This window comes from Blastococcus sp. SYSU DS0669 (assembly GCF_054050895.1).
On the sequence record NZ_JBJHAE010000026.1, the window covers coordinates 18,117 to 40,305 of the forward strand.

21 protein-coding genes and 1 tRNA gene are annotated in these 22,189 nt (G+C 74.6%); 19 read left to right on the plus strand and 3 right to left on the minus strand.

Annotated elements, in window-relative coordinates; genetic code table 11:
* The first annotated feature begins 5 nt into the window (after nucleotides 1–5).
* From ACI792_RS18640 to ACI792_RS18650, 3 genes are read left to right on the plus strand one after another with little or no spacing between them, the layout of a single operon-like run.
* Complete coding sequence (locus ACI792_RS18640) at nucleotides 6–2,393, plus strand: hypothetical protein (protein WP_456603912.1); 2,388 nt, start codon at nucleotides 6–8, stop codon at nucleotides 2,391–2,393.
* Nucleotides 2,368–4,104 carry a CTP synthase gene (locus tag ACI792_RS18645; protein WP_456581290.1) on the plus strand — a complete coding sequence of 579 codons (1,737 nt, stop codon included), beginning with the start codon at nucleotides 2,368–2,370 and terminating at the stop codon, nucleotides 4,102–4,104. Before ACI792_RS18640 ends, ACI792_RS18645 begins: the two co-directional genes overlap by 26 nt.
* Nucleotides 4,104–4,706, plus strand: a complete 603-nt coding sequence (locus ACI792_RS18650) for an NUDIX domain-containing protein (protein ID WP_456603913.1) — start codon at nucleotides 4,104–4,106, stop codon at nucleotides 4,704–4,706. Before ACI792_RS18645 ends, ACI792_RS18650 begins: the two co-directional genes overlap by 1 nt.
* A gap of 32 nt (nucleotides 4,707–4,738) precedes the next feature.
* Here the strand turns inward: ACI792_RS18650 and ACI792_RS18655 are convergent, their stop codons facing one another.
* Complete coding sequence (locus ACI792_RS18655) at nucleotides 4,739–5,380, minus strand: hypothetical protein (protein WP_456603914.1); 642 nt, start codon at nucleotides 5,378–5,380, stop codon at nucleotides 4,739–4,741.
* 237 nt (nucleotides 5,381–5,617) lie between these two features.
* On the opposite strand from ACI792_RS18655, the gene ald reads away from it, so the two are divergent.
* From ald to scpB, 6 genes are all read left to right on the plus strand, one after another.
* A complete protein-coding gene (gene ald, locus ACI792_RS18660; RefSeq protein WP_456603915.1) occupies nucleotides 5,618–6,733 on the plus strand; it encodes an alanine dehydrogenase in 1,116 nt (371 codons plus the stop codon).
* A 77-nt stretch (nucleotides 6,734–6,810) separates the two neighbouring features.
* Nucleotides 6,811–7,764, plus strand: a complete 954-nt coding sequence (locus ACI792_RS18665; protein WP_456603916.1) for a site-specific tyrosine recombinase XerD — start codon at nucleotides 6,811–6,813, stop codon at nucleotides 7,762–7,764.
* A gap of 210 nt (nucleotides 7,765–7,974) precedes the next feature.
* Nucleotides 7,975–8,880: a ParA family protein gene (locus ACI792_RS18670; protein WP_456581295.1), complete on the plus strand. Its 906-nt coding sequence runs from the start codon at nucleotides 7,975–7,977 to the stop codon at nucleotides 8,878–8,880.
* Nucleotides 8,877–9,389 (plus strand): hypothetical protein, encoded by a 513-nt coding sequence (locus tag ACI792_RS18675; protein ID WP_456603917.1) that lies wholly within the window; start codon nucleotides 8,877–8,879, stop codon nucleotides 9,387–9,389. The genes ACI792_RS18670 and ACI792_RS18675 overlap by 4 nt, the downstream gene beginning before the upstream one ends.
* A gap of 73 nt (nucleotides 9,390–9,462) precedes the next feature.
* Nucleotides 9,463–10,305: a segregation and condensation protein A gene (locus tag ACI792_RS18680; protein WP_456603918.1), complete on the plus strand. Its 843-nt coding sequence runs from the start codon at nucleotides 9,463–9,465 to the stop codon at nucleotides 10,303–10,305.
* A complete protein-coding gene (gene scpB, locus ACI792_RS18685) occupies nucleotides 10,302–11,120 on the plus strand; it encodes an SMC-Scp complex subunit ScpB (protein ID WP_456603919.1) in 819 nt (272 codons plus the stop codon). Before ACI792_RS18680 ends, scpB begins: the two co-directional genes overlap by 4 nt.
* A 26-nt stretch (nucleotides 11,121–11,146) precedes the next feature.
* Here scpB and ACI792_RS18690 read toward each other — a convergent pair whose 3' ends face one another.
* Nucleotides 11,147–11,545 carry a hypothetical protein gene (locus ACI792_RS18690; RefSeq protein WP_456603920.1) on the minus strand — a complete coding sequence of 133 codons (399 nt, stop codon included), beginning with the start codon at nucleotides 11,543–11,545 and terminating at the stop codon, nucleotides 11,147–11,149.
* 102 nt (nucleotides 11,546–11,647) lie between these two features.
* On the opposite strand from ACI792_RS18690, the gene ACI792_RS18695 reads away from it, so the two are divergent.
* Nucleotides 11,648–12,493, plus strand: a complete 846-nt coding sequence (locus ACI792_RS18695) for a pseudouridine synthase (protein WP_456603921.1) — start codon at nucleotides 11,648–11,650, stop codon at nucleotides 12,491–12,493.
* Nucleotides 12,494–12,505: 12 nt separating this feature from the next.
* Here ACI792_RS18695 and ACI792_RS18700 read toward each other — a convergent pair whose 3' ends face one another.
* Nucleotides 12,506–13,123, minus strand: a complete 618-nt coding sequence (locus tag ACI792_RS18700) for a LysE/ArgO family amino acid transporter (RefSeq protein ID WP_456603922.1) — start codon at nucleotides 13,121–13,123, stop codon at nucleotides 12,506–12,508.
* A 73-nt stretch (nucleotides 13,124–13,196) separates the two neighbouring features.
* Here ACI792_RS18700 and ACI792_RS18705 point away from each other — a divergent pair, with 73 nt between their 5' ends.
* The 9 genes from ACI792_RS18705 to ACI792_RS18745 all read left to right on the plus strand — a co-directional run bounded on the left by ACI792_RS18705 (nucleotide 13,197) and on the right by ACI792_RS18745 (nucleotide 22,185).
* Nucleotides 13,197–14,087 carry a LysR family transcriptional regulator ArgP gene (locus ACI792_RS18705; protein WP_456603923.1) on the plus strand — a complete coding sequence of 297 codons (891 nt, stop codon included), beginning with the start codon at nucleotides 13,197–13,199 and terminating at the stop codon, nucleotides 14,085–14,087.
* A gap of 132 nt (nucleotides 14,088–14,219) precedes the next feature.
* Nucleotides 14,220–14,582 carry a chorismate mutase gene (gene aroH / locus ACI792_RS18710; RefSeq protein ID WP_456581303.1) on the plus strand — a complete coding sequence of 121 codons (363 nt, stop codon included), beginning with the start codon at nucleotides 14,220–14,222 and terminating at the stop codon, nucleotides 14,580–14,582.
* Nucleotides 14,583–14,637: 55 nt separating this feature from the next.
* On the plus strand, nucleotides 14,638–15,342 hold the full coding sequence (gene cmk, locus ACI792_RS18715) for a (d)CMP kinase (RefSeq protein ID WP_456603924.1): 705 nt from the start codon (nucleotides 14,638–14,640) through the stop codon (nucleotides 15,340–15,342).
* The gene (der, locus tag ACI792_RS18720) at nucleotides 15,339–16,685 is read left to right on the plus strand and encodes a ribosome biogenesis GTPase Der (protein WP_456581305.1); all 1,347 of its coding nucleotides are present in this window, start codon (nucleotides 15,339–15,341) and stop codon (nucleotides 16,683–16,685) included. The genes cmk and der overlap by 4 nt, the downstream gene beginning before the upstream one ends.
* Before the next feature lie 86 nt (nucleotides 16,686–16,771).
* Nucleotides 16,772–16,845 (plus strand) — tRNA-Pro (locus ACI792_RS18725).
* Between the two features lie 192 nt (nucleotides 16,846–17,037).
* Nucleotides 17,038–18,291: an ROK family transcriptional regulator gene (locus tag ACI792_RS18730; RefSeq protein WP_456603925.1), complete on the plus strand. Its 1,254-nt coding sequence runs from the start codon at nucleotides 17,038–17,040 to the stop codon at nucleotides 18,289–18,291.
* Between the two features lie 99 nt (nucleotides 18,292–18,390).
* The gene (locus tag ACI792_RS18735) at nucleotides 18,391–19,659 is read left to right on the plus strand and encodes an ROK family transcriptional regulator (protein WP_456603926.1); all 1,269 of its coding nucleotides are present in this window, start codon (nucleotides 18,391–18,393) and stop codon (nucleotides 19,657–19,659) included.
* Between the two features lie 224 nt (nucleotides 19,660–19,883).
* Entirely contained in the window at nucleotides 19,884–21,188 is a 1,305-nt protein-coding gene (locus ACI792_RS18740; RefSeq protein ID WP_456603927.1) for an ABC transporter substrate-binding protein, read from the plus strand.
* Between the two features lie 55 nt (nucleotides 21,189–21,243).
* Nucleotides 21,244–22,185 (plus strand): carbohydrate ABC transporter permease, encoded by a 942-nt coding sequence (locus tag ACI792_RS18745; RefSeq protein WP_456603928.1) that lies wholly within the window; start codon nucleotides 21,244–21,246, stop codon nucleotides 22,183–22,185.
* The last annotated feature ends 4 nt before the right edge of the window (nucleotides 22,186–22,189 follow it).

The following is a 22,189-nucleotide window of genomic DNA, read 5'->3' on the forward strand; positions in this document are numbered from 1 at the left end:
TGCGGGTGGCACGCCGCGCGGCGGCGCTCGTCGTGCTGGTGGTGCTCCTGGTCGCCCTGCCGGCCGGCGCCGGGGCGGTGACCGGCGACGAGGGCTACGGGGCCGACCGGGTGGTCGTGGTCGGGATCCCGGGGCTCACCTGGTCCGACGTGGACGCCGTCTCGACGCCGCAGCTGTGGTCGCTGGCGGAGGGGGCGGCGATCGGGTCGACGTCGGTGCGCGCGGCCCGCTCCACCAGCTGCGTGCTGGACGGCTGGGCGACCCTCGGCGCCGGGAACCGGGCGCGCTTCCCGGGCACCGACGAGGGGCTCCCGCCGGTCCCGCTGCCCACCCTGCCCGACCCGGAGGTGCCCGATGGCGACGCCGACGAGGAGGTGCCCGGGGACGGCGAGGCCACCGAGGAGCCCCGGCTGGACACCTCGCTGACCCGCTGCGGGCTCCAGGAGCGGGTGGCCGCGGTGGCCCTGGGCGACCCGCAGGCCACCGTCGCCCGGATAGCCGAGGACGAGGGCACCGTCCGCTTCGGCGCCGAGCCCGGCGCGCTGGGGGAGGCGGTCGGCTGCGCCGCGGTGTCCGGCCGCGCCGCCGCGCTGGCCGCCGCCGCGGAGGGGGTGCCCCTCACCACGGTGCCCACCCTGCCGGCCGACCCGGGGGAGCTGGTCGAGCTGCTGACCGCCTGCCCGCTGAGCCTGGTCTCCCTCGACCAGCTCGCCGACGCCGGCGCCCCCGGTGCCGAGCCGACCGACGACGGCACCCGGCCCGAGCCGCGGGCCTCCGCGCTGACCCGGATCGACGACGCGCTGGGCCGGCTGCTGGCCGCCGTCGACGCGCTGCCGGGGGAGACGTTGCTGCTGCTGGCCGGCATCTCGGAGGTCAACGACGGCCGCCCGCAGCTGCACGTCGGCATGGCGCGGGGCCCCGGGTTCGAGGCGGGCTGGCTGACCTCGTCGAGCACCGGGCGGGTGCCGTTCGTCCAGCTCATCGACGTCGCCCCCACCGCCCTGCGCGCGCTCGGCCTGGACCCGCCGTCGTCGATGAACGGCCAGCCGTGGCGCAGCACGGGGGAGCGGCCGCCGCTGGCCGAGGCGGTCGCCGAGCTGGAGCGGGTCAACACCGCGGCGATCACCCACCACCGCAACACCGGCGTCTTCTTCTGGACCTTCGTGCTCGTCGGCGCGGCCGTCGTCGGGCTGGGCGTGCTGGTCGTGGGCAGCCGGCGGCGGGGCGTCCGTCCCGGGACCTGGCCGCCGGCCCGCCGGGCGCTGCGGCTGCTCTGCCTCGCCGCCGCAGGGCTGCCGGTGGCCACCTACCTCGCGGGGCTGGCGCCGTGGGAGCGGGCGCCCGCGCCGCTGGCGGCCCTGGTGGCGTCGGTGGTCGTCGCCGACCTGCTGGTGCTCGCGGTCGCGGTGCTGGGGCCCTGGCGCCGGCACCGGCTGGGCCCGGCGCTGGCCGTCCTGGTGCTGACCCTGGTCACCCTCGTCGGCGACGTCCTCACCGGCTCGACGCTCGAGCACAACGGGCCGCTGGGGTACGACGCGATCGTCGCCGGGCGGTTCACCGGCTACGGCAACCTCACCTTCGGTCTGCTGTCGGTGAGCGCCCTCGCCGTCACCGCGGCGCTGGCCGCCGCGGTCGGGCGCCGGTCGGCCCCCGAGCGGCGGCGCCGCCGCACGGGCACCGTGGTGGTGGGCGCCGGGCTGCTGGCCGTCGTCGTCATCGGGGCCCCACCGCTGGGGCGGGACTTCGGCGGCGTCCTGGCGGCGCTTCCGGGTTTCCTGCTGCTGGCGATGCTGCTCGCCCGGGTGCGGGTGACGGTCGTCCGGATGGCGGGGGTCCTCGCCGCCGCGGTGGTGGCCGTGAGCACGGTGGCGGTGCTCGACTGGCTGCGGCCGCCCGCGGAGCGCACCCACCTGGGCCGGTTCGTCGAGCAGGTGCTCAGCGGCGAGGCGCTGACGGTGGTGAGCCGGAAGGCGCAGGCCAACCTCGGCATCCTGCTCGGCAGCCCGCTCGCCTGGATGCTGCCGGTCGCCCTGGTCGCCGCCGTCTGGCTGCTCCGCCCCGGCGGGCCGCTGCGCAGCGTCGCGGCCGGGCCGGGGCGGCCGCCGAGCGGGCCTGCCGGGCTGCCGCCCGCCGACGCCGCCGTGCTGCGCGCGGCCCTGGTGTCGATCGCGCTCAGCCTCACCATCGGGGCTGCGGTCAACGACTCCGGCGTCGCCCTGCCCGCGACCGCGGCGGCCCTGCTGGTGCCGCTGCTCGTGTGGCTGGCCGCCGGTCGCGAGGACGACCTCCCCGGCACGGGGCAGGCGGCGGGCGGCGCGCCCCGCTCCGGTCCGGCCGACGGCGCGGATCGTGTTACGGTCGTCTCCCGTGGATCGACCGTCGGGAACACGTGATCACTCGGGTGGCAGCCTCCTGCTCCACAACAACCAGCCGACGAAGTTCGTCTTCGTCACCGGCGGGGTCGTCTCCTCGCTCGGCAAGGGCCTGACCGCCAGTTCGCTCGGCACGCTGCTGGCCAGCCGTGGCCTCCGCGTCACGATGCAGAAGCTCGACCCCTACCTCAACGTGGACCCGGGGACGATGAACCCGTTCCAGCACGGTGAGGTGTTCGTCACCGAGGACGGCGCGGAGACCGACCTGGACATCGGTCACTACGAGCGCTTCCTCGACACCGACCTCTCCGGCCGGGCGAACGTCACGACCGGGCAGGTCTACTCCGACGTGATCGCCAAGGAGCGGCGCGGCGAGTACCTCGGCGACACCGTCCAGGTCATCCCGCACATCACCAACGAGATCAAGGCCCGCATCCTCGCCGGCGCGGACTCGGCGGAGCGGGTCGACGTGGTGATCACCGAGATCGGCGGCACGGTCGGCGACATCGAGTCGCTGCCCTTCCTCGAGGCCGCACGCCAGGTGCGCCACGAGATCGGCCGGGACAACTGCTTCTTCCTGCACATCTCGCTCATCCCGTACATCGCGCCGTCGGGCGAGCTGAAGACCAAGCCGACGCAGCACTCGGTCGCCGCCCTGCGCAGCATCGGCATCCAGCCCGACGCGCTGGTCTGCCGGTCGGACCGGGAGATCAACGAGGGCCTCAAGCGCAAGATCAGCCTCATGTGCGACACCGACCCCGAGGGGGTCATCTCCTGCCCCGACGCGCCGTCGATCTACGACATCCCGAAGGTGCTGCACCGGGAGGGCCTGGACGCCTACGTCGTCCGCCGGCTGGGGCTGCCGTTCCGCGACGTCGACTGGACGGTGTGGGGCGACCTGCTCGACCGCGTCCACGCGCCGAAGCAGACGGTGACGATCGCGCTCGTCGGCAAGTACATCGACCTGCCCGACGCCTACCTGTCCGTGACCGAGGCGCTGCGCGCCGGCGGCTTCGCGCGCCGCAGCAAGGTGCAGATCCGCTGGGTGCCCTCCGACGACTGCGAGACCCCCGAGGGCGCGGAGAAGGCGCTGGCCGGCGTCGACGGGGTCTGCATCCCCGGTGGCTTCGGCGTGCGCGGCATCGAGGGCAAGCTCGGCGCCATCCGGTACACCCGCACCAACGGCATCCCGACGCTGGGGCTGTGCCTGGGCCTGCAGTGCATGGTCATCGAGTACGCCCGCACCGTTGCCGGCCTGGAGAAGGCCAACTCCGCGGAGTTCGACCCCGAGACCCCCGACCCGGTCATCTCCACCATGGCCACCCAGCTCGACGTCGTCGCGGGCCGGGGCGACATGGGCGGGACCATGCGGCTGGGCAGCTACCCGGCGAGCTTGCAGCACGGCTCGGTGGTGGCCGCCGCGTACGGCTCCACCGAGATCACCGAGCGGCACCGGCACCGCTACGAGGTGGCCAACGCCTACCGCGACCGGCTCGGCGAGGCCGGGCTTGTCTTCTCCGGCACCTCGCCCGACGGCCTGCTGGTGGAGTTCGCCGAGCTGCCCCGCGAGACGCACCCCTTCTTCGTCGGCACCCAGGCCCACCCCGAGCTCAAGAGCCGCCCGACCCGGCCGCACCCGCTGTTCGCGGCGTTCGTGCGGGCCGCCGTCGAGTACCAGGAGTCCGCGCGGCTGCCGGTGCCGGTCGACGAAGCCGAGAAGGTCGGCATCTGATGGGCCAGGGGGAGCCGGACGCGCACGAGTACCGCGTCCTGGCCACCGAGCCGGTGTACGAGGGCCGGGTCATCAGCCTGGTCAAGGACACCGTGGCGATGCCGGGCGGCGGGGACAGCGTCCGCGAGGTGGTGCACCACCCGGGGGCGGTGGCGGTCGTGGCGCTGACCGAGGCCGACGAGGTGGTGCTCCTCCGCCAGTACCGGCACCCGGTCGGCGGCTACCTCTGGGAGCTGCCGGCCGGGCTGCGCGACGCCGACGGCGAGCCGCCGCTGGAGACGGCGAAGCGCGAGCTCGCCGAGGAGGTGCGGCTCTCGGCGGCCCGCTGGTCGCTGCTGACCACCCACTACAGCTCGCCGGGCTTCTGCGACGAGCAGGTGCTGGTCTACCTCGCGGAGGGGCTCACCGACGTCGACCGACCCGAGGGCTTCACCGTGGAGCACGAGGAGCTGGACATGACCGTCGAGCGGGTGCCCCTCGCCGACGCCGTCCAGCAGGTCTTCGACGGCGGCATCCGCAACGTCGCGGCCGTCGTCGGGCTGCTCGCGGCCGCCCAGGTGCGGGCGGCCGGTCCGCGGCTGCGCCCGGTCGACGCGGGGTAGGCGCAGGCCCCCCTTCCCTCAGCTCGGCAGGGTCAGCGCGGGCCCCCGGAGGATGGCCGTTCCAGTGCCTCCCCCGGCGGGGGCAGGCCCAGCCGGCGCAGCTCCAGCTCCGCCAGCTCGCGGGTGGCCGCGGCGTCGCCGGCCCACCAGGCCGCCCCCGTGCCGGGCGGCAGCCCGGCCAGCCGGTCCAGCGGCGCCGTCGCGGCGGCCCGGACGGCGAGCACCTCCAGGCCGGCGCCGCTGCCGGCGAGGCGGGTCGCTGCGCCGGCGTCCCGGGCGTAGCGCAGCCGCCAGGGCAGCCAGCGCAGCAGCATCCAGCCGACGGGCAGCAGCACGAGGACGACGGCGAGGATGGTCGCCAGCTCGCCCACCGCGTCCTGGGCGGACTTCCCCGCGCCGCCCACGGAGCCGCTCGCGCCCGAGAGCGCGTCGAAGGGCTCGGCCAGCTCGTCCCCGACGAGCGGCACGCCTCGGGCGGCCGACGCCGCCGAGCCCATCGACCCGGCGATCGACCGGCCGAGGTCCTCGACCGCCCGGCCCGGTCCGGCGAGCAGGAGGACGGCGCCGTGCGCGGCCCGTGCCACGAGCACCCAGGCCACCGTCCACGCCAGGAAGCCGACGTCGGCGGCGAGCTGGCGGGCCCGCAGGGCGGGGTGCTGGGCGTAGAAGCGCATGCGGTGGCGTCCTCCGAGAGGGGGGTGGGCCCCTCATCGTCGGCCAGGGGGGCGGCCGCGGCAGCCCGGCGCGGACGCTGCGACCGGGCGGCACGGTCACGAAACGGCTTCCGGCCCGGGACGGAGCTGGTCGGCGTGCCTAGACTCCGGCGAGGCCCGCCCCGACCGGGCGGCCCACGACGTGGTGGGCTGGCCCGTCACCCTCGGGAGCGGCCCGCCGGACCAGGAGAGCCAGCGATGCGGGTCGGAGTTCCCCGAGAGGTCAAGAACCGGGAGTACCGGGTGGCGCTCACGCCTGCCGGCGTGACGGAGCTGACGCGGGCCGGGCACGAGGTGCTCGTGGAGCAGGGGGCGGGGGAGGGCTCCTCCATCCCCGACCGGGACTTCACCGCCGCCGGCGCGCGCATCGTCGCCGAGGCCGACGACGTGTGGGCCGACGCCGACCTGCTGCTGAAGGTCAAGGAACCGATCGCCGAGGAGTACGGCCGCCTGCGCGCCGACCAGACGCTCTTCACCTACCTCCACCTGGCCGCGTCGAAGGAGTGCACCGACGCGCTCGTGGCCTCCGGCACGACCGCGATCGCCTACGAGACCGTGCAGAAGGCCGACGGGACGCTGCCGCTGCTCGCCCCCATGTCCGAGGTGGCCGGGCGGATGGCGCCCCAGGTGGGCGCGCACTGCCTCGAGCGGGCGCACGGTGGTCGCGGCGTGCTGCTCGGCGGCGTCTCCGGTGTCTACGCCGCCAAGGTGGTGGTGATCGGCGCCGGCGTCTCGGGCATGAACGCGGCGGCGATCGCTCTCGGCATGCAGGCCGAGGTCGTCGTCATGGACCGCGACATCGACAAGCTGCGCGCCGCGGACCGGATCTACCAGGGGCACCTGCAGACCGTCGCCTCGAACGCCTACGAGGTCGAGCGGGCGGTGCTCGACGCCGACCTGGTGATCGGCGCGGTGCTGGTGGCCGGGGCGAAGGCGCCCGTGCTCGTCAGCAACGAGCTGGTGTCGAGGATGAAGCCGGGGTCGGTGCTGGTGGACATCGCCGTCGACCAGGGCGGCTGCTTCGAGGACACCCGGCCGACCACGCACGACGACCCGACCTTCCGCGTGCACGACTCGATCTTCTACTGCGTGGCCAACATGCCGGGCGCCGTGCCCAACACCTCCACGCACGCGCTGACCAACGTCACGCTGCCCTACGTCATGGCGCTGGCCGCCGAGGGCACGGCCGCGGCCGTCGACCGCGACCCGGCCCTCGCCCACGGGGTGAACGTCGTCGGCGGGAGCGTGGTGCTGCCCGAGGTCGCCGAGGCCCACGGCATGGCCGCCGCCCCGCTCCAGGAGGTCCTGTCCTGACGACAGCGACGGGAGCATCGCAGCGAGGGACGAGCGAGGAGCGGACCGGCGCGCGGGGTCGGGACCGGGGCGGCGACGTGACCAGCGCGCTCTCCGCAGGCCCCGACGTCGACCGGGTCGTCACCGGCTACCTGGACCACCTGACCGTGGAACGGGGCCTGGCGGCCAACACCATCGCCTCCTACCGCCGCGACCTCCGCCGCTACACCGGGTACCTCGCGGCGGCGGGCGTGCGCGGGCTGCGGGAGGTGGCGGAGTCCGACGTGGCCGGCTTCCTCGCCTCGCTGCGCCGGGGCGACGAGGACCACCCCCCGCTGTCGGCCACCTCGGCCGCCCGCGCGGTGGTGGCCGTGCGGGGGCTGCACCGGTTCGCGCTGCTCGACGGCCTGGTGCCCGACGACGTCGCCCACGAGGTGCGGCCGCCCACGCCGGCGCGCCGCCTGCCCAAGGCGGTGCCCGTCGAGTCCGTCGTCGCGCTGATCGAGGCCGCCGGCTCCCTCGAGGGGCCGCGCGGGCTCCGCGACCGGGCGTTGCTGGAGCTGCTGTACGGCACCGGGGCCCGCATCTCCGAGGCGGTCGGCCTGGCCGTCGACGACGTCGACCGCGGGCAGAACACCGTCCGGCTGGCCGGCAAGGGCGGCAAGGAGCGCGTCGTCCCCGTGGGCAGCTACGCCCTGCGGGCCGTCGAGGACTACCTCGTGCGCGCGCGGCCGGCGCTGGCCGCGAACGGCCGGTCGGGGGTGCGCGGCGGGGCGCTGTTCCTCAACGTGCGCGGTGGCCCGTTGTCCCGCCAGAGCGCCTGGTCGATCCTCCGGACGGCCGCCGAGCGCGCCGGGCTGACAGGGGAGATCTCCCCGCACACCCTGCGGCACTGCTTCGCGACCCACCTGCTGGACGGCGGCGCCGACGTCCGCGTGGTGCAGGAACTGCTCGGCCACGCCTCGGTGACGACGACGCAGGTCTACACGCTGGTGACCGTGGACCGCCTCCGCGAGGTCTACGCGACGAGTCACCCCCGCGCGCTGACCTGACAGCCCGCGCCGACGAGCTCTGGCACTATGTGCAGCCGACTCGGCTTGAGCAGTCACAGTGGTTGGCATTCGTCGCCATGTCGACACGTCGACGGCGTGCCGACTTGGGAACCATCCTCCAGCTCCCTAGCGTCTGCACCACCCGAGCGGACAGGACGGCTGGCCGCACCCGGAACGTCCGGACGGGCACCGAGCTGGAGGCGACAACCCATGGCGATCCGAGCGGACGCGGCCTCTGCCGTCGCGCGCCCGCACGACACCGACCCCGAGATGGGGGCGGCCGCGCTGCGACAGGACCCGGCCCGGGCGCGCCAGCGGCGCCTCCCGGACCCCAAGCCCCTGACCGAGCACGGGCCCGCCCGCGTCATCGCGATGTGCAACCAGAAGGGGGGCGTCGGCAAGACGACGTCCACCATCAACCTCGGTGCCGCGCTGGTGGAGTTCGGCCGCAAGGTGCTGCTCATCGACCTCGACCCGCAGGGCGCGCTGTCGGTGGGGCTGGGCGTCCCGGCGCAGAACCTGGACCGGACGATCTACAACGCCCTCATGGAGCGGCGGACCAGCCTGCGCGACGTGCGGGTGCCCACCGACATCCCGGGCCTGGACCTGGTCCCGAGCAACATCGACCTCTCCGCGGCCGAGGTGCAGCTGGTCAGCGAGGTGGCGCGGGAGCAGACCCTGCTGCGCGTGCTGGCCGACGTCGTCGACGAGTACGACTACGTCCTCATCGACTGCCAGCCCTCGCTCGGGCTGCTGACGGTCAACGCCCTCACCGCCGCCCAGGGCGTGGTGATCCCGCTCGAGTGCGAGTTCTTCTCCCTGCGCGGGGTGGCGCTGCTGGTCGACACGATCGACAAGGTCAAGGAGCGGCTCAACCCGTCGCTGGAGATCAACGGCATCCTCGCCACCATGTACGACTCCCGGACCGTGCACTGCCGGGAGGTGTTCAGCCGGGTCGTCGAGGCCTTCGGTGACACCGTGTTCCAGACCGTCATCCAGCGCACCGTGCGGTTCCCGGAGACCACGGTCGCCGGCCAGCCGATCACCACGTGGGCGCCCACCTCGTCGGGCGCCGCGGCGTACCGCGACCTCGCCAAGGAGGTGCTCGCGCTGTGACGCGGCGTCCCGTCCTGCCCGGAGCCTCCGAGCTCTTCCGCCGCACCGACACCGCCTCGGCCACCGAGGTCACCGAGCTGCCCAGCCTGCCCACCCCCGCGAGCTCGCCGGCGCTGCGCAGCGCCGCCCGCCGGGTCGGGGAGTCCGCCGCCGAGGCGGCCGCGTCGCTGACCCTGGTGCCGGGCGGCGCCCAGCCCGCGGACGACGACCTGGCCTCGTTCCGGGCGGCCCCGGCCGAGCCTGCGCCGGCCCCGGTGCTGCAGCCCCGGGTCGCCACCCGCGGCCGGCCGGTCCGCCGCACGGACCGGACCAAGCACGACGAGAAGATCACCGTCTACATCTCGGCGGACGAGCTGCTCGCCCTCGAGTCCGCGCGGCTCACGCTGCGCGCCCACCACGGCCTGGCCGCCGACCGCGGCCGGATCGTCCGCGAGGCGGTCTCGGTGCTGCTGGCCGACCTGGCCGAGCGTGGCGAGGACGCGGTCCTCGTGCGCCGGCTCAAGGCATAAGGACCCTCCTGCTCCCCGCCACTCGCAGGCTCGCGGCGGGTTCCTGCAGGAGGCCCGCCTACGGTGGGTGCTCGTGAGCGGGAGCACCGGAGCGGTTCCGCCGGCCGACCAGGCCGGTGGGGCCGCGCCGACTCGCTTCACCGTGCGGCTGACCAACTTCGAGGGCCCGTTCGACCTCCTGCTGCAGCTGATCGGCAAGCACAAGCTCGACGTCACCGAGATCGCGCTCTCGCGGGTCACCGACGAGTTCATCGCCCACCTGCGGGCGCTCGGCGACGAGCTCGACCTGGACCAGGCGAGCGAGTTCCTCGTCGTCGCCTCCACGCTGCTCGACCTCAAGGCCGCCCGGCTGCTGCCCGCGGCCGAGGTGGACGACGAGGAGGACCTGGAGCTGCTCGAGGCGCGTGACCTGCTGTTCGCGCGGCTGCTGCAGTACAAGGCCTACAAGCAGGCCGCGGCGTTCCTGCGCGAGCGCGAGGCGGACGCCGTCCGCCGGTTCCCACGGGAGGCGGCGCTCGAGCCGCGGTTCGCCGAGCTCGTCCCCGAGGTGCTGCTGGACATCACGCCGGAGCAGTTCGCCGCCCTCGCCGCCCGTGCGCTGGCGCCCAAGGCGCCGGAGACGGTCAGCGTCGCCCACCTGCACGCGCCTCCGGTCAGCGTCTCCGAGCAGCTGCTGCTGGTGCGCAACCAGCTGGTGCGCTCGGGCACGGCGAGCTTCCGGGCGCTCACCGCCGACTGCGGTCACACGCTGGAGGTGGTGGCCCGGTTCCTCGCGCTGCTGGAGCTCTACCGGCAGCAGCGGGTGGTCTTCGAGCAGCTGACGCCGCTCGGCGAGCTGCACGTGCGCTGGACCGGCGAGACCGTCCCCGACCCGGCCGACGCCCCGGCCCCCGACGCCGACGAGGAGTACCGGTGACCGACGACCGTGCCCGCCAGGACCCCGCCCCGATCTCGTGGGAGGCGCTCGCCGCCGAGCTGGCCGCCACCCGCGAGCAGGCGGCCGAGCGGGGGGAGGCCGACCCCGGTGCCTGGGACGCCGTCGCGGCGGAGCTCGCCGCGCGCGTCGCGGAGCGGCCCGTCGAGGAGCAGCCGGTGCCGGCGGTGCCCGCCGAGGACGTCCTCGCCGCCGTCCCCGAGCCGGAGGCCGAGCCGGAGCCCGCACCCGAGCCGGCGGTGCTCCTGGACCCGGTGCAGCTGCGCGGCGGCCTGGAGGCGCTGCTGTTCGTCGTCGACGACCCCGTCGACGAGGAGACGCTCGCCGCCGCGCTGCGCTGCCCGCCCGAGCAGGTGCGGCAGGGGCTGGCGGAGCTGGCCGCGGGGTACGACGAGCGGTCGGCCGGCATCACGCTGCGCCGGGTGGGGCACGGGTGGCGGCTCTACACCCGCGAGGACCACGCCGCCGTCGTCGAGCGGTACCTCGGCGAGGGGCAGCGCAGCCGGCTCACGCAGGCGGCGCTGGAGACCCTCGCCGTCATCGCCTACCGGCAGCCGGTCACCCGGGCCCGGGTGTCGGCGATCCGGGGCGTCGGCGTCGACGGCGTCATGCGGACCCTCCTCGGGCGCGGCCTGGTGCACGAGGTGGGCAGCGACCCCGACAGCGGCGGCGGGCTCTACGCGACGACCCCCCTCTTCCTGGAGCGGCTCGGGCTCTCCGACCTCAGCGAGCTGCCCGAGCTCGCGCCCCTGCTGCCGGAGACAGCGGCCTTCCTCGAGGAGCACCCCGACGCCTGACCGACGCCCCTGGACGGCCCGGCGGGTCAGCCGCGGGGCGGCGGGAGGAAGCAGGCCGCTGCAGCGAGGAACGTGACGATCCCCGCGCCGAGCACGGCGAGCACGGCGCTGCCCGCCGCGCGGTCCGAGACGCTGCCGCTGGTCACCCAGAACACGGCCAGGAGCCCGAGGGAGACCACGGCGAGAGGCGCGCCGACGCGGGCGTCGCGGCCTCTCGGGCCGGCGGCCGGGGCGGGGGAGCCCAGGGAGACCAGCAACAGGATCAGCGACGCCGTCGACAGCCCGAAGGCGAGCAACGCCGCCAGCCCCGCGCCGATGTTGGCGCCGTCGGCCGGGTCACCGGTGACGAGGGCGAGGAGGAACAGGCCCCACAGGGCCGCGGCGACCGCTGCGAGACAGAGGCCGGTGGTCCGCGTCCGCCCCATGGGTGCATCCTGCGGCACCGGGCCGTGGCGGAGCCCACCCTCTCCAGCGCTCTCACCCTCAGGCGGGAAGGTTCCGGGACCCGGGGTGGGAGACTGGGCGCGATGAGCACCGCGACCCCGAACGACGAGAGCACGACCGCGGCCGGCGAGGGCTGGTCCGAGGACATGGAGCTGGCCCCCGCCCACCCCGGTGACCGGCCGGAGCCGGACGACCAGGGCGACCGGCAGGGGGAGCGGCTGCAGAAGGTCCTGGCCCGTGCCGGCGTCGCCTCGCGCCGGGTCGTCGAGGAGATGATCGACGCCGGGCGGATCAGCGTGAACGGCGCGCAGGTGCGCGTGCAGGGCATGCGGGTCGACCCCCTCCACGACAAGATCGCGGTGGACGGCGCCCGCCTGGAGATCCGGGACGACCGCGTCACCTACGCGATCAACAAGCCGACCGGCGTCATCACCGCGATGAGCGACGACCGCAACCGCCCGACGATCGGCGACATGGTCGGCGACCTGGCCCCGGGGCTGGTGCACGTCGGCCGGCTGGACCAGGACACCGAGGGCCTGCTGCTGGTGACCAACGACGGCGAGCTGGCCCACCGCCTCGCGCACCCCTCCTACGGCGTGCGCAAGACCTACCTGGCGCAGGTCTCGGGCTCGGTGCCACGCGACATGTTCCGCCGGCTGCGGGCCGGGGTGGAGCTGGAGGACGGGCCGGTCCAGGTCGACTCGTTCAAGGTCGTCGACACCCACGCCGGCCAGTCGGTCGTCGAGGTGGTGCTCCACGAGGGGCGCAAGCACATCGTCCGCCGGCTGCTCGCGCACGTCGGGCTGCCCGTCTCGCGGCTGACGCGCACCGCCGTCGGTCCGGTGCAGCTGCAGCGCATGCGCAGCGGCTCGATCCGCAAGCTCTCCCGCCAGGAGGTCGGCGCGCTCGAGGAGCTCGTCGGGCTCTGACCCCGGGGCGCCTCAGAACGCCGAGGAGAGCAGCCCGAGGCCGAGGGCGGCCATGACGACGGCGATCCCGGCGTCCAGGACCCGCCAGGCGGCCGGCCGGGCGAAGAGCGGGCGCAGGAGCCGCGCGCCGTACCCGAGCGCGCTGAACCAGAGGAAGCTCCCGACGACGGCGCCGCCGGCGAACCACCACCGCCGGTCGCCGTGGCTGTCGGCGACCGAGCCGAGCAGCAGCACGGTGTCCAGGTACACGTGCGGGTTCAGCCAGGTCAGCGCCAGGCAGGTGGCGACGGTGGCGGCCAGCCCCGTCCGCCGGCCCGCTGTGTCGACGGCGATCGAGGACGGCCGCAGCGCGCGGCGGGCGGCGAGGGCGGCGTAGCCCAGCAGGAACGCGGCGCCCGCGAGCCGGATGACGGTGATGGCGTCGGGGAGACGCCCGCTCAGCCACGAGTTGCCCGCGACGCCGGCCAGGATGAGCACGGCGTCGGAGACCGCGCACACCGCCACGACCACCGGCACGTGCTCCACGCGCAGGCCCTGCCGGAGCACGAAGGCGTTCTGCGCGCCGATGGCCACGATCAGCGAGAGGCCGAGCCCCAGCCCGGCCGCCGCGGCCAGCAGTCCTGTCGTCACGTCCGGCGACGCTAGGCAGGCGACGGCATGCAGTCCAGCTCATCTTTCTTAAGCGGCATTAGCATCGCTGTCGATGGACGTGGATCTGGCACAGCTCCGCACCCTGGTCGCCGTGGTCGAGGAGGGCACCCTGGAGGCGGCGGCGCGACGGCTGCACGTCACGCCGTCGGCGGTCTCCCAGCGGTTGCGCGCGCTCGAGGAGGCCACCGGCCGGGTCCTCGTCCGGCGCGGCCGGCCGGCCACGGTCACCGCCGCCGGCGAGCCGGTGCTCCGGCTCGCCCGCCAGATCGGGCTGCTCGTCGCCGACACCGGCCGCACCCTCGACCCGGCCGGCGCGGCGCTGCCGGTGGTCCCCCTCGCGGTGAACGCCGACTCGCTGGCCACCTGGGTGCTGCCCGCGCTCGCCCCGCTGGCCGGCGAGCTGCGCCTGGACCTGCACAGCACCGACCAGACCCACACCAGCGCGCTGCTGCGCGCGGGCACGGTCATGGGGGCGGTCACCTCCGACGCCGAGCCGGTGGCCGGCTGCCGGGTGACGCCGCTGGGCACCATGCGCTACCTCCCGTGCGCGGCGCCCGGGTTCCTCGACCGCTGGTTCCCCGACGGGCCCGCGCCCACGGCCCTGGCCCGGGCGCCGGTCGTCGTCTTCGACCGTCGGGACGACCTGCAGCACGCCTACCTGCGCCGGCACCTGGCGACGACGGCGGACGTGCCGGTCCACCACGTGCCCTCGTCGGCCGACTTCCTCACCGCGGTGGCGCTGGGCTTCGGCTGGGGCATGCTGCCGGAGCTGCAGCTCGAGGCCGCGGCGCCCCCGCCGGGCGGCCCCGCCGTCCGTCCGTTCGACCCGGCGGGCGCGGTCGACGTGCAGCTGCACTGGCAGCAGTGGCGGCTGGACTCCGCACCGCTGGACCGGGTGGCCGAGGCGCTGGTCCGGTCGGCGCGCGCCCGGTTGCGGGGCTGAGCCCCCCACCCGGCGGCCCCGACGCGGGCCGTCCGGCCGGGTACGGCGCGCGCGGGGGAGAGCGGGAGGCGGTGCGCTCCCTAGACTCGTGGGGTCCCCGGGCGAACGGGGCAGCGCGAGCGAGGAGTGTGCATGGCCGTCCGAGCCATCCGGGGTGCGACCCAGGTCGACGCCGACGACCGGCAGCAGGTGCTCGAGGCCACCCGTGAGCTGGTGAGCGAGGTGCTGGAGCGCAACCGGCTCGAGCACGACGACGTCATCAGCATCCTGTTCACCGCCACCCCCGACCTGGTCTCGGAGTTCCCGGCGCTGGCCGCCCGCGAGCTCGGGATGGGCGGGGTGCCGCTGATGTGCGCCACCGAGATCGGCGTGCCCCACGCCCTGCCGCGCGTGCTGCGCCTCATGGCCCACGTCGAGACGCCGCTGTCCCGCGCGGAGATCCAGCACGTCTACCTGCGCGGCGCCGTGGCGCTGCGGCGGGACATCGCCCAGTGACGGCAGCCCGGGACGGCAGCCCAGTGACAGCAGCCCAGTGAACGAGCAGGAGCACATGAGCACCCCCCAGAGCCCTTTCCGCGGGTCGGTGACCCTCGACGGCCCGTCGGGGACCGGCAAGTCCAGCGTCGCCCGCGGCGTCGCCGCCCGCCTGGGTGCGGCCTACCTCGACACCGGGGCGATGTACCGCGCGGCCACCGTCGTCGTCCTCGACGCCGGCGTGGACCCCGAGGACGCCGAAGCCGTGGCCCGCACCGTCGCCGAGACCCGGCTGGTCGTGGGCACCGAGGCCGCCACCGAGCGGGTCGAGGTCGACGGCACCGACGTCGCCGCCCGCATCCGCGGCCCCGAGGTGACCCGGGCGGTCTCCGCGGTCTCCGCCGTGCCGGCGGTCCGCCGGCAGCTGGTCGACCAGCAGCGCGCCCTGGTGGCCGGTGCCGAGGCCGTGGTGGTCGAGGGCCGCGACATCGGCACCGTGGTGCTGCCCGACGCGACGCTGAAGGTCTACCTGACCGCCGCCCCCGAGGTGCGCGCGCAGCGCCGCGCCGCCCAGCTGGGCGTCACCGACGCCGCGGAGATCGCCGCGCTCGCCGCCGACCTGCGGCGCCGCGACGAGTACGACAGCAGCCGGGCCGACAGCCCGCTCCGCCCGGCGGCCGACGCCGTCGTCGTCGACAGCAGCACGCTGTCGCAGGCCCAGGTGGTCGACCGCGTCGTGGCGCTGGCCGAGTCCGCCGTCCCGGCGGGAGACCGGTCGTGACCGAGCCGCAGAGCGGGCCGCTGCCCGTCGTCGCCATCGTCGGCCGCCCCAACGTGGGCAAGTCGACGCTGGTCAACCGCATCCTCGGCCGCCGCGCGGCGGTCGTGCAGGACACCCCGGGCGTCACCCGTGACCGGATCGCCTACGAGGCGTTGTGGAACGGCAAGCGCTTCACCGTCGTCGACACCGGTGGCTGGGACCCCCGGGCCGCCGGCCTGGGCGCCTCGATCACCCGTCAGGCCGAGTACGCGATGACGACGGCCGACGTCATCGTGCTCGTCGTCGACAGCCAGGTCGGCGCCACCGAGACCGACCTGGCCGCCGCGCGGGTGCTCCGCCGCAGCGACCGGCCGGTGATCCTGGTGGCCAACAAGGTCGACGACGAGCGCAGCGAGGCCAACGCCGCCGAGCTGTGGAGCCTGGGCATGGGCGAGCCGCACGCGGTGAGCGCGCTGCACGGCCGGGCCAGCGGCGACCTGCTCGACCTGATCCTCGACTCGCTGCCCGAAGCACCGCGGGAACAGGAGGAGGAGGGCGGCCCCCGCCGCGTGGCGCTGGTCGGCCGGCCCAACGTGGGCAAGTCCAGCCTGATCAACCGGCTGGCCAAGGAGGAGCGCTCGGTCGTCGACTCCGTCGCCGGCACGACCGTGGACCCGGTCGACTCCCTGGTCACCCTCGGCGGTGAGGAGTGGCGCTTCGTCGACACCGCCGGTCTGCGCCGCAAGGTGAACACCGCCAGCGGCATGGAGTACTACGCCAGCCTGCGCACCGAGGCCGCCATCCAGGCCGCCGAGGTCTGCGTCGTCCTGCTCGCCGCCGACGAGGTGATCAGCGAGCAGGACCAGCGGGTCATCACCCAGGTCGTCGAGGCCGGTCGCGCGCTGGTCCTGGCCTTCAACAAGTGGGACACGCTCGACGAGGACCGGCACGCCCAGCTGGAGCGGGAGATCGATCGCGACCTCGCGCACGTGAAGTGGGCGACGCGGGTCAACATCTCGGCGTCCACGGGCCGTGGCGTCGGGAAGCTGGCCGACCACCTCCGCGCCGCGATCGCCTCGTGGGAGACCCGCGTGCCGACGGCGGAGCTGAACACGTTCGTGCGGGCGCTGGTGCAGGAGACGCCGCCGCCGGCCCGCGGTGGGCGCGCGCCGAAGATCAAGTACGTCACGCAGGCCGACGTCCGGCCGCCGCGCTTCGTCGTCTTCTCCACCGGCTTCCTGGAGGCCGGCTACCGCAGGTTCCTGCAGCGCAGGCTGCGCGAGCAGTGGGGCTTCCAGGGCACGCCGATCGAGATCTCGGTGAAGGTCCGCGAGGGGCGGGAGAAGGACGGCAAGCGCGGCTGACCACCGTCGAGGCGGGCGTCGGCCGTGCGGTAACCTTCTCGGGCGGTCGTTCGCGGCCCGGGGAAGCCCGGGACGTCATCGTCCCGCGGGCTGTAGCGCAGCTTGGTAGCGCACTTGACTGGGGGTCAAGGGGTCGCAGGTTCAAATCCTGTCAGCCCGACAGAGAAACCGCAGGTCAGAGGCGGGTCGGCCGTGACGGCCGGCCCGCCTTCCTCGTGGGCGGGGCAACGGTCACGGCGACGCGGCCACCCGCGGCGCCGTCCGGGACGGCGTCCCTCTGCAGGGGCATCGGGAGCTCCGCGGAATTGCCCCCGGCGCACCGGCCGGGATGATCGTCATGTGAGGTCTCCCCATGCCGAGTGAACGCTTCACCGGGCTGTCCGCCGTGCTCGACGCCCTTCGGGACGCCCCGAGCACCACCCAGTCGGAATTGGTCGAGCAGGTGGGGCTCGGTCGCAGCGTGGTCGCCGAGCGGGTCGCTGAACTCCAGGCGGCGGGCCTGGTGGCGTCCGATGGGCTCGGACCCTCCACCGGAGGCCGTGCGCCCCGCCGGCTGCGGCTCCGTGCGGAGGCCGGTTCCGTCCTCGGGGTGGACATCGCGTCCAACGAGCTCGTGGTGGGCGCTGCCGATCTGGCTGGGACGATCCGCGCTACGGCGCAGGAGCACATCGACGTCTCTCGGGGGTGGGAGGCGGTCCTGCCGACCGTCGAGGCGATGGGGAGCGCACTGATCGCCGAGGCCGGCCTGCAGGGGAACGTCTGGTCCGTGGCGCTGGGCATGCCCGAGCCGGTGGCCCTCGACGGCGCAGCACCCGCCGCCCTGCCCACCATGCCCACCTGGGACGGCCGTGCCGTGCGCCAGCGGCTCGGGTCGGCCTGGTCGGCACCGGTGTGGATGGATGACCGGGTCAACCTGCTCGCCCTCGGCGAGCGCCGGGTCAACCCGGTGGCCGCTCGATCGGCGCACATGCTCTACCTCGGCGGCGGCGCCGGCATCGGGGCCGCCGTCGTGACCGACGGCCGGTTGTACCGGGGGGCGCGCGGGCTGGCCGGCGCAATCGGGCACGTCACCGTGCCAGAGGGCGGTGAGGTGGTGTGCCGGTGCGGCAGCGTCGGCTGCCTCGAGGCCGTCGTCGGCGGTGCCGCGCTCTCCCGCGACGCCCGGCTGCTCGCCGAGACCGGCCAGAGCCCGGTGCTGGCGGCGATCCTGGCCGAGACCCGGGCGCTCCGCCCGCTGGACATCACCCGCGCCGCGGAGCAGGGGGATCCGGCGGCCCGGGCGTTGCTGCACCGGTCGGCCACGGTCATCGGAGGAGTCCTCGCCACGCTCGTCAACGCCTACAACCCCGAGCTCGTGGTGGTGGGCGGCGGCATCGCGCGGGCCCGCGCCCACGTCCTCGCCGCGATCCGCGAGGCCATCTACCGGCACGCTCTCCCAGCGGCGACGCGTGACCTGCAGGTCGATCTCTCCGCCGTCGACGAGGAGATCGCGGGCGTCACCGGAGCGGTGCAGTTCGCTCTCGACCGGGTCTTCTCCCGGGAGCACCTGCCGACGCTGCTGGCCGCCAGGACGGGGACCCACCGTGAGTCCGGCCTGTCAGCCTGACCTCTCGGTCGCTGCACTCTTCTCTTCTGTCGGTTTCCGGAGAAAGCCCTTAGTCTCGGAACGTGACATCCCGCCTCGTCGCTGCCGCGGAGCGGCGCGATGCCTGCTGAGCGGATCGACGGCCTGGTCGCCGTCCTGGATGCGATCCGCAGCAGCGGCGGGATCACCCAGCCGCAGCTGATGCGGGTCGTCGGGCTGGGCCGCAGCGTCGTCGCCCAGCGCGTCGCCGAGCTGCAGGATGCCGGGCTGGTCGCGTCGGACGGGCTGGGCGCGTCCACGGGCGGCCGGGCACCGCGGCGGCTGCGTTTCCGGGCGGAGTCCGGCGTCGTCGCCGGTGTGGACATCGGGGCGACCGGCATGGTCGTCGGCCTGGCCGATCTCGCCGGTACCGTCCTGAGCAAGGTCGAGGAAGGCGTGGACGTCGCGGACGGGCCCGAGGTCGTCCTGACCCGCGTCGAGCAGGTGGTCGAGGAGTTGCTGCGCGCACAGCCGACCCCGCGTCCGCTCTGGGGTCTCGCGGTAGGGGTGCCCGGTCCGGTCGACGTCGGCACGGGCCTTCCGGTCGCCCCTCCGATCATGCCGGGCTGGGACGGCTACTCCATCCCCGACCGCCTCGGCGCAAGGTTCGCGGCGCCCGTCTGGGTCGACAACGATGTGAACCTGCTGGCCCTGGGCGAGCTGCGCACCAACCCGGTGGCCGCGGCCGCGGGTGATCTCCTGTACGTCAAGATTGGGACGGGGATCGGCGCCGGTCTGGTCTCCGGTGGTCGCCTGCACCGCGGGGTCAACGGGTGTGCCGGCGACATCGGGCACGTGGTGGTCGCCGAGGCCGGTGAGGTCGTCTGCCGGTGCGGCAACGTCGGCTGTCTCGAGGCCGCGGCCGGTGGTGCGGCACTCGCCCGCGACGGCCGGCGCCTCGCGGAGGCCGGCGGGAGCCCGGTGCTGGCCGAGCTCCTGGCGGCTTCGGGGAGGATCACCGCCGCTGACGTGACGGTGGCCGCGGACCGGGGGGATCCGGCAGCGCGGGCCCTGCTCGCCCGGGCCGGGCAAATGGTCGGCAGCGCCCTCGCGACGCTGGTCAGCTTCTACAACCCTGCGCTGGTGGTCCTGGGAGGCGGCGTCGTCCAGGCGGGGGACCACGTCCTGGCGGTCATCCGCGAGTCGGTCTACCGCCGGTCGCTCCCGCTCGCGACCCGGACGTTGCGCATCGAGCACGCGACCCTGGGGGAGGACGCCGGGCTGGCGGGCGCCGTGCACCTTGCGCTCGACGCGATCTTCGCCCCGCACCGCCTGCCGCTGTGGTTGCCGTTCCACAGCCCCGCGGCCCACCCCGAACTCGCCACGGCCATGGCCGACGCCGCAGCCTGACCGCCCGTGGTCGACGCGCACTGGGGCACCGCCGGCGCCATAGACGCCGGTGATGCGGCACATCAGGACTCTTAGGTCCCCCATCCGTTGACTTCCTCCGGTGACGGACAGAAGTATGTGGTTGGCATCACGCCGACAGCGCAGCGGTCCAACCGGACACCGCGGCAGAGGCGTCCCGTCGTCGAACCGGCCGAGCGACCGGCCGCGTCACGAAAGGCTCCTACATGAACCAGCAAGGCCATGGGCGGATCCGCCGTCTCGGCGTCCTCGCCGCCGTGCCCGCCGTCAGCGTTCTCACGCTCGCGGCGTGCGGCGGCGGGGACGAGGGAGGCGGCGGTGCAGCCGGCGCGGGCGGCGGCGCCGCCGACAGCTTCACGTGGGCGTTCGAGAACGCCAGCGGTGGCGCTGAGAACCCGTGGCTGGTCCTCGCCGAGGAGTACACCGAGGAGACCGGTGTCCAGATCGAGACCCAGCCGCTGCCGCCGGACAGCTACGGGCTGACGATGCGGACCCAGCTGCAGGGCGGGAACGCGCCGGCCCTCATGATGTTCTCTCCCGGCTCCGGCCAGTCGAGCTCGGTCATCCCGCTGGCCGAGGCCGGCTACCTCGAGCCGCTCGGCGAGGCGTCCGCGGCACTGGTGCCGGAGGGCAGCGAGTCCCAGTTCGGGATCGACGGGGAGATCTACGCGCAGCCGACCAGCCTCATCCCGGTCGCCGTGACGTGGAACGCCGGGGCCGCCGGGGAAGCGGGGGTCGAGTACCCCGAGGACTTCGACGCCTACCTGGAGGCCTGCCGGTCGCTGGCCGACGAAGGCAGGTCCATGGCCGTCATCGCCGGGGCGGTCCCGCCGAACCCCGGCCTGATGTCCATGGCGATCTCCGCGACGCGGGTCTACGCCGAGACCCCGGACTGGAACGACCAGCGGGCCGCCGGGGAGACCACGTTCGCCGAGAGCGAGGGCTGGCAGGAGACGCTCCAGACGGTCGTCGACCTCAACGAGGCCGGCTGCTTCCAGCCCGGCGCGCCCGGTGCGGGCTTCGACGCCATCACCCAGGGCATCACGCAGGGCACGTCGCTGACCGCGTTCCTGCCCGGTACCGCCGCCAACGAGCTCATGAACGCCACGCCGGGCCTCGAACTGGACACGCGCGCCTTCCCGCCGGCCGAGGGCGAACCGTACCTGCTCGCCAGCCCCAACTACGTGCTCAGCGTCAACGCCGACGCTGACGAGGGGGAGAAGCAGGCGGCTCTCGATTTCCTCGAGTGGATGGCCGACCCGGAGAACGCCGAGCGCGTCACCGAGATCCAGGGCGGTGTCCCGATCACCGGTCCCGGGGCGAACCTGAACGCGGCGTACGAGCCGGTGCGTGACCTGCTGGAGTCGGGCAGCTACGCGCCTCTGCCGAACCAGGGATGGCCGAACCCGGGTGTCTACGACGCCCTGGCCACCGGGGCCCAGGGGCTGCTGACCGGCCAGAGCGACGTCCAGTCGGTGCTCGAGGCCATGGACCAGGCCTACGACCAGTAGCAGCACAGCGGGCTGCGCTCCGGATCGAGTCGAGGGACGAACGATGACTGCAACCATGGGTACTCCGCAGGACACGACTCCCGTCGTCCGGGGCGCGGCAGCAGGCGCCGGGGGTGGAGCACCGTTCCGCTCCCGGCGCCCCCGCCCGCTCATCTCCCACGGCCGGTGGTGGTGGGCGCTGCCCGCCGTCCTCGTGGTCGTGCTGATCCACTACCTGGCCACCGCGGGCGGCGCCTTCTACGCCTTCACCAACTGGACCGGGGTCGGGGACTTCGACTTCATCGGCCTGGAGAACTTCCGGCGCATCTTCGACGACCCGGCCATGATCGGGTCGATCCAGAACACGCTGTTCCTGGCGTTCGGGTTCCTCATCGCCACGAACGTCGTGGGCCTGGTCCTCGCGCTCGCCCTGAACCGCACGCTCCGGACGCGCTACCTCCTGCGGGTGCTCTTCTTCATGCCCGTCGTCCTGAGCCCGCTGGCGGTGTCCTACGTCTGGAAGTTCATCTTCGACTTCAACGGGCCGCTGAACGGGGTACTGGGCTGGATCGGCATGGAGCCCCGGCTGTGGCTGGCGGACCCCGGCCTGGCGCTGTGGGCGGTGCTGGTGGTCATGGCCTGGCAGACCACCGGCATGGTGATGGTCATCTACCTCGCCGGCCTGGCGACGGTGCCGGCGGAGATCGAGGAAGCCGCCGCTCTGGACGGCGCCAGCACCTGGCGGCGCTTCCGGCACATCACCCTGCCGTCGATCCGGCCGTCGGTCGCGATCGCCTCGACGCTCATGCTCATCCAGGGCCTGCGCGTCTTCGACCAGGTCATGGCGCTGACCGGCGGGGGGCCCGCGGGTGCCACCGAGACCCTGGCCACGCAGGTCTACAAGGAGACCTTCGCGCTGAGCAACTTCGGTTTCGGCGCTGCGCTGGCCCTCCTGCTGACCTTGATCATGCTCGTCTTCGCCGTCCTCCAGCAGGCGGCCACCAAGGACCGTTCCTAAGGGG

Coding starts and splice junctions, on each gene's coding strand:
- ACI792_RS18655 (WP_456603914.1), bottom strand. CDS start 5,380: ATGCGCTTCTACGCCCAGCACCCCGCCCTGCGGGCCCGCCAGCTCGCC.
- ACI792_RS18690 (WP_456603920.1), bottom strand. CDS start 11,545: ATGGGGCGGACGCGGACCACCGGCCTCTGTCTCGCAGCGGTCGCCGCG.
- ACI792_RS18670 (WP_456581295.1), top strand. CDS start 7,975: ATGGCGATCCGAGCGGACGCGGCCTCTGCCGTCGCGCGCCCGCACGAC.
- ald (WP_456603915.1), top strand. CDS start 5,618: ATGCGGGTCGGAGTTCCCCGAGAGGTCAAGAACCGGGAGTACCGGGTG.
- ACI792_RS18705 (WP_456603923.1), top strand. CDS start 13,197: ATGGACGTGGATCTGGCACAGCTCCGCACCCTGGTCGCCGTGGTCGAG.
- ACI792_RS18695 (WP_456603921.1), top strand. CDS start 11,648: ATGAGCACCGCGACCCCGAACGACGAGAGCACGACCGCGGCCGGCGAG.
- cmk (WP_456603924.1), top strand. CDS start 14,638: ATGAGCACCCCCCAGAGCCCTTTCCGCGGGTCGGTGACCCTCGACGGC.
- aroH (WP_456581303.1), top strand. CDS start 14,220: ATGGCCGTCCGAGCCATCCGGGGTGCGACCCAGGTCGACGCCGACGAC.
- ACI792_RS18735 (WP_456603926.1), top strand. CDS start 18,391: ATGCCTGCTGAGCGGATCGACGGCCTGGTCGCCGTCCTGGATGCGATC.
- ACI792_RS18650 (WP_456603913.1), top strand. CDS start 4,104: ATGGGCCAGGGGGAGCCGGACGCGCACGAGTACCGCGTCCTGGCCACC.
- ACI792_RS18740 (WP_456603927.1), top strand. CDS start 19,884: ATGAACCAGCAAGGCCATGGGCGGATCCGCCGTCTCGGCGTCCTCGCC.
- ACI792_RS18745 (WP_456603928.1), top strand. CDS start 21,244: ATGGGTACTCCGCAGGACACGACTCCCGTCGTCCGGGGCGCGGCAGCA.
- ACI792_RS18730 (WP_456603925.1), top strand. CDS start 17,038: ATGCCGAGTGAACGCTTCACCGGGCTGTCCGCCGTGCTCGACGCCCTT.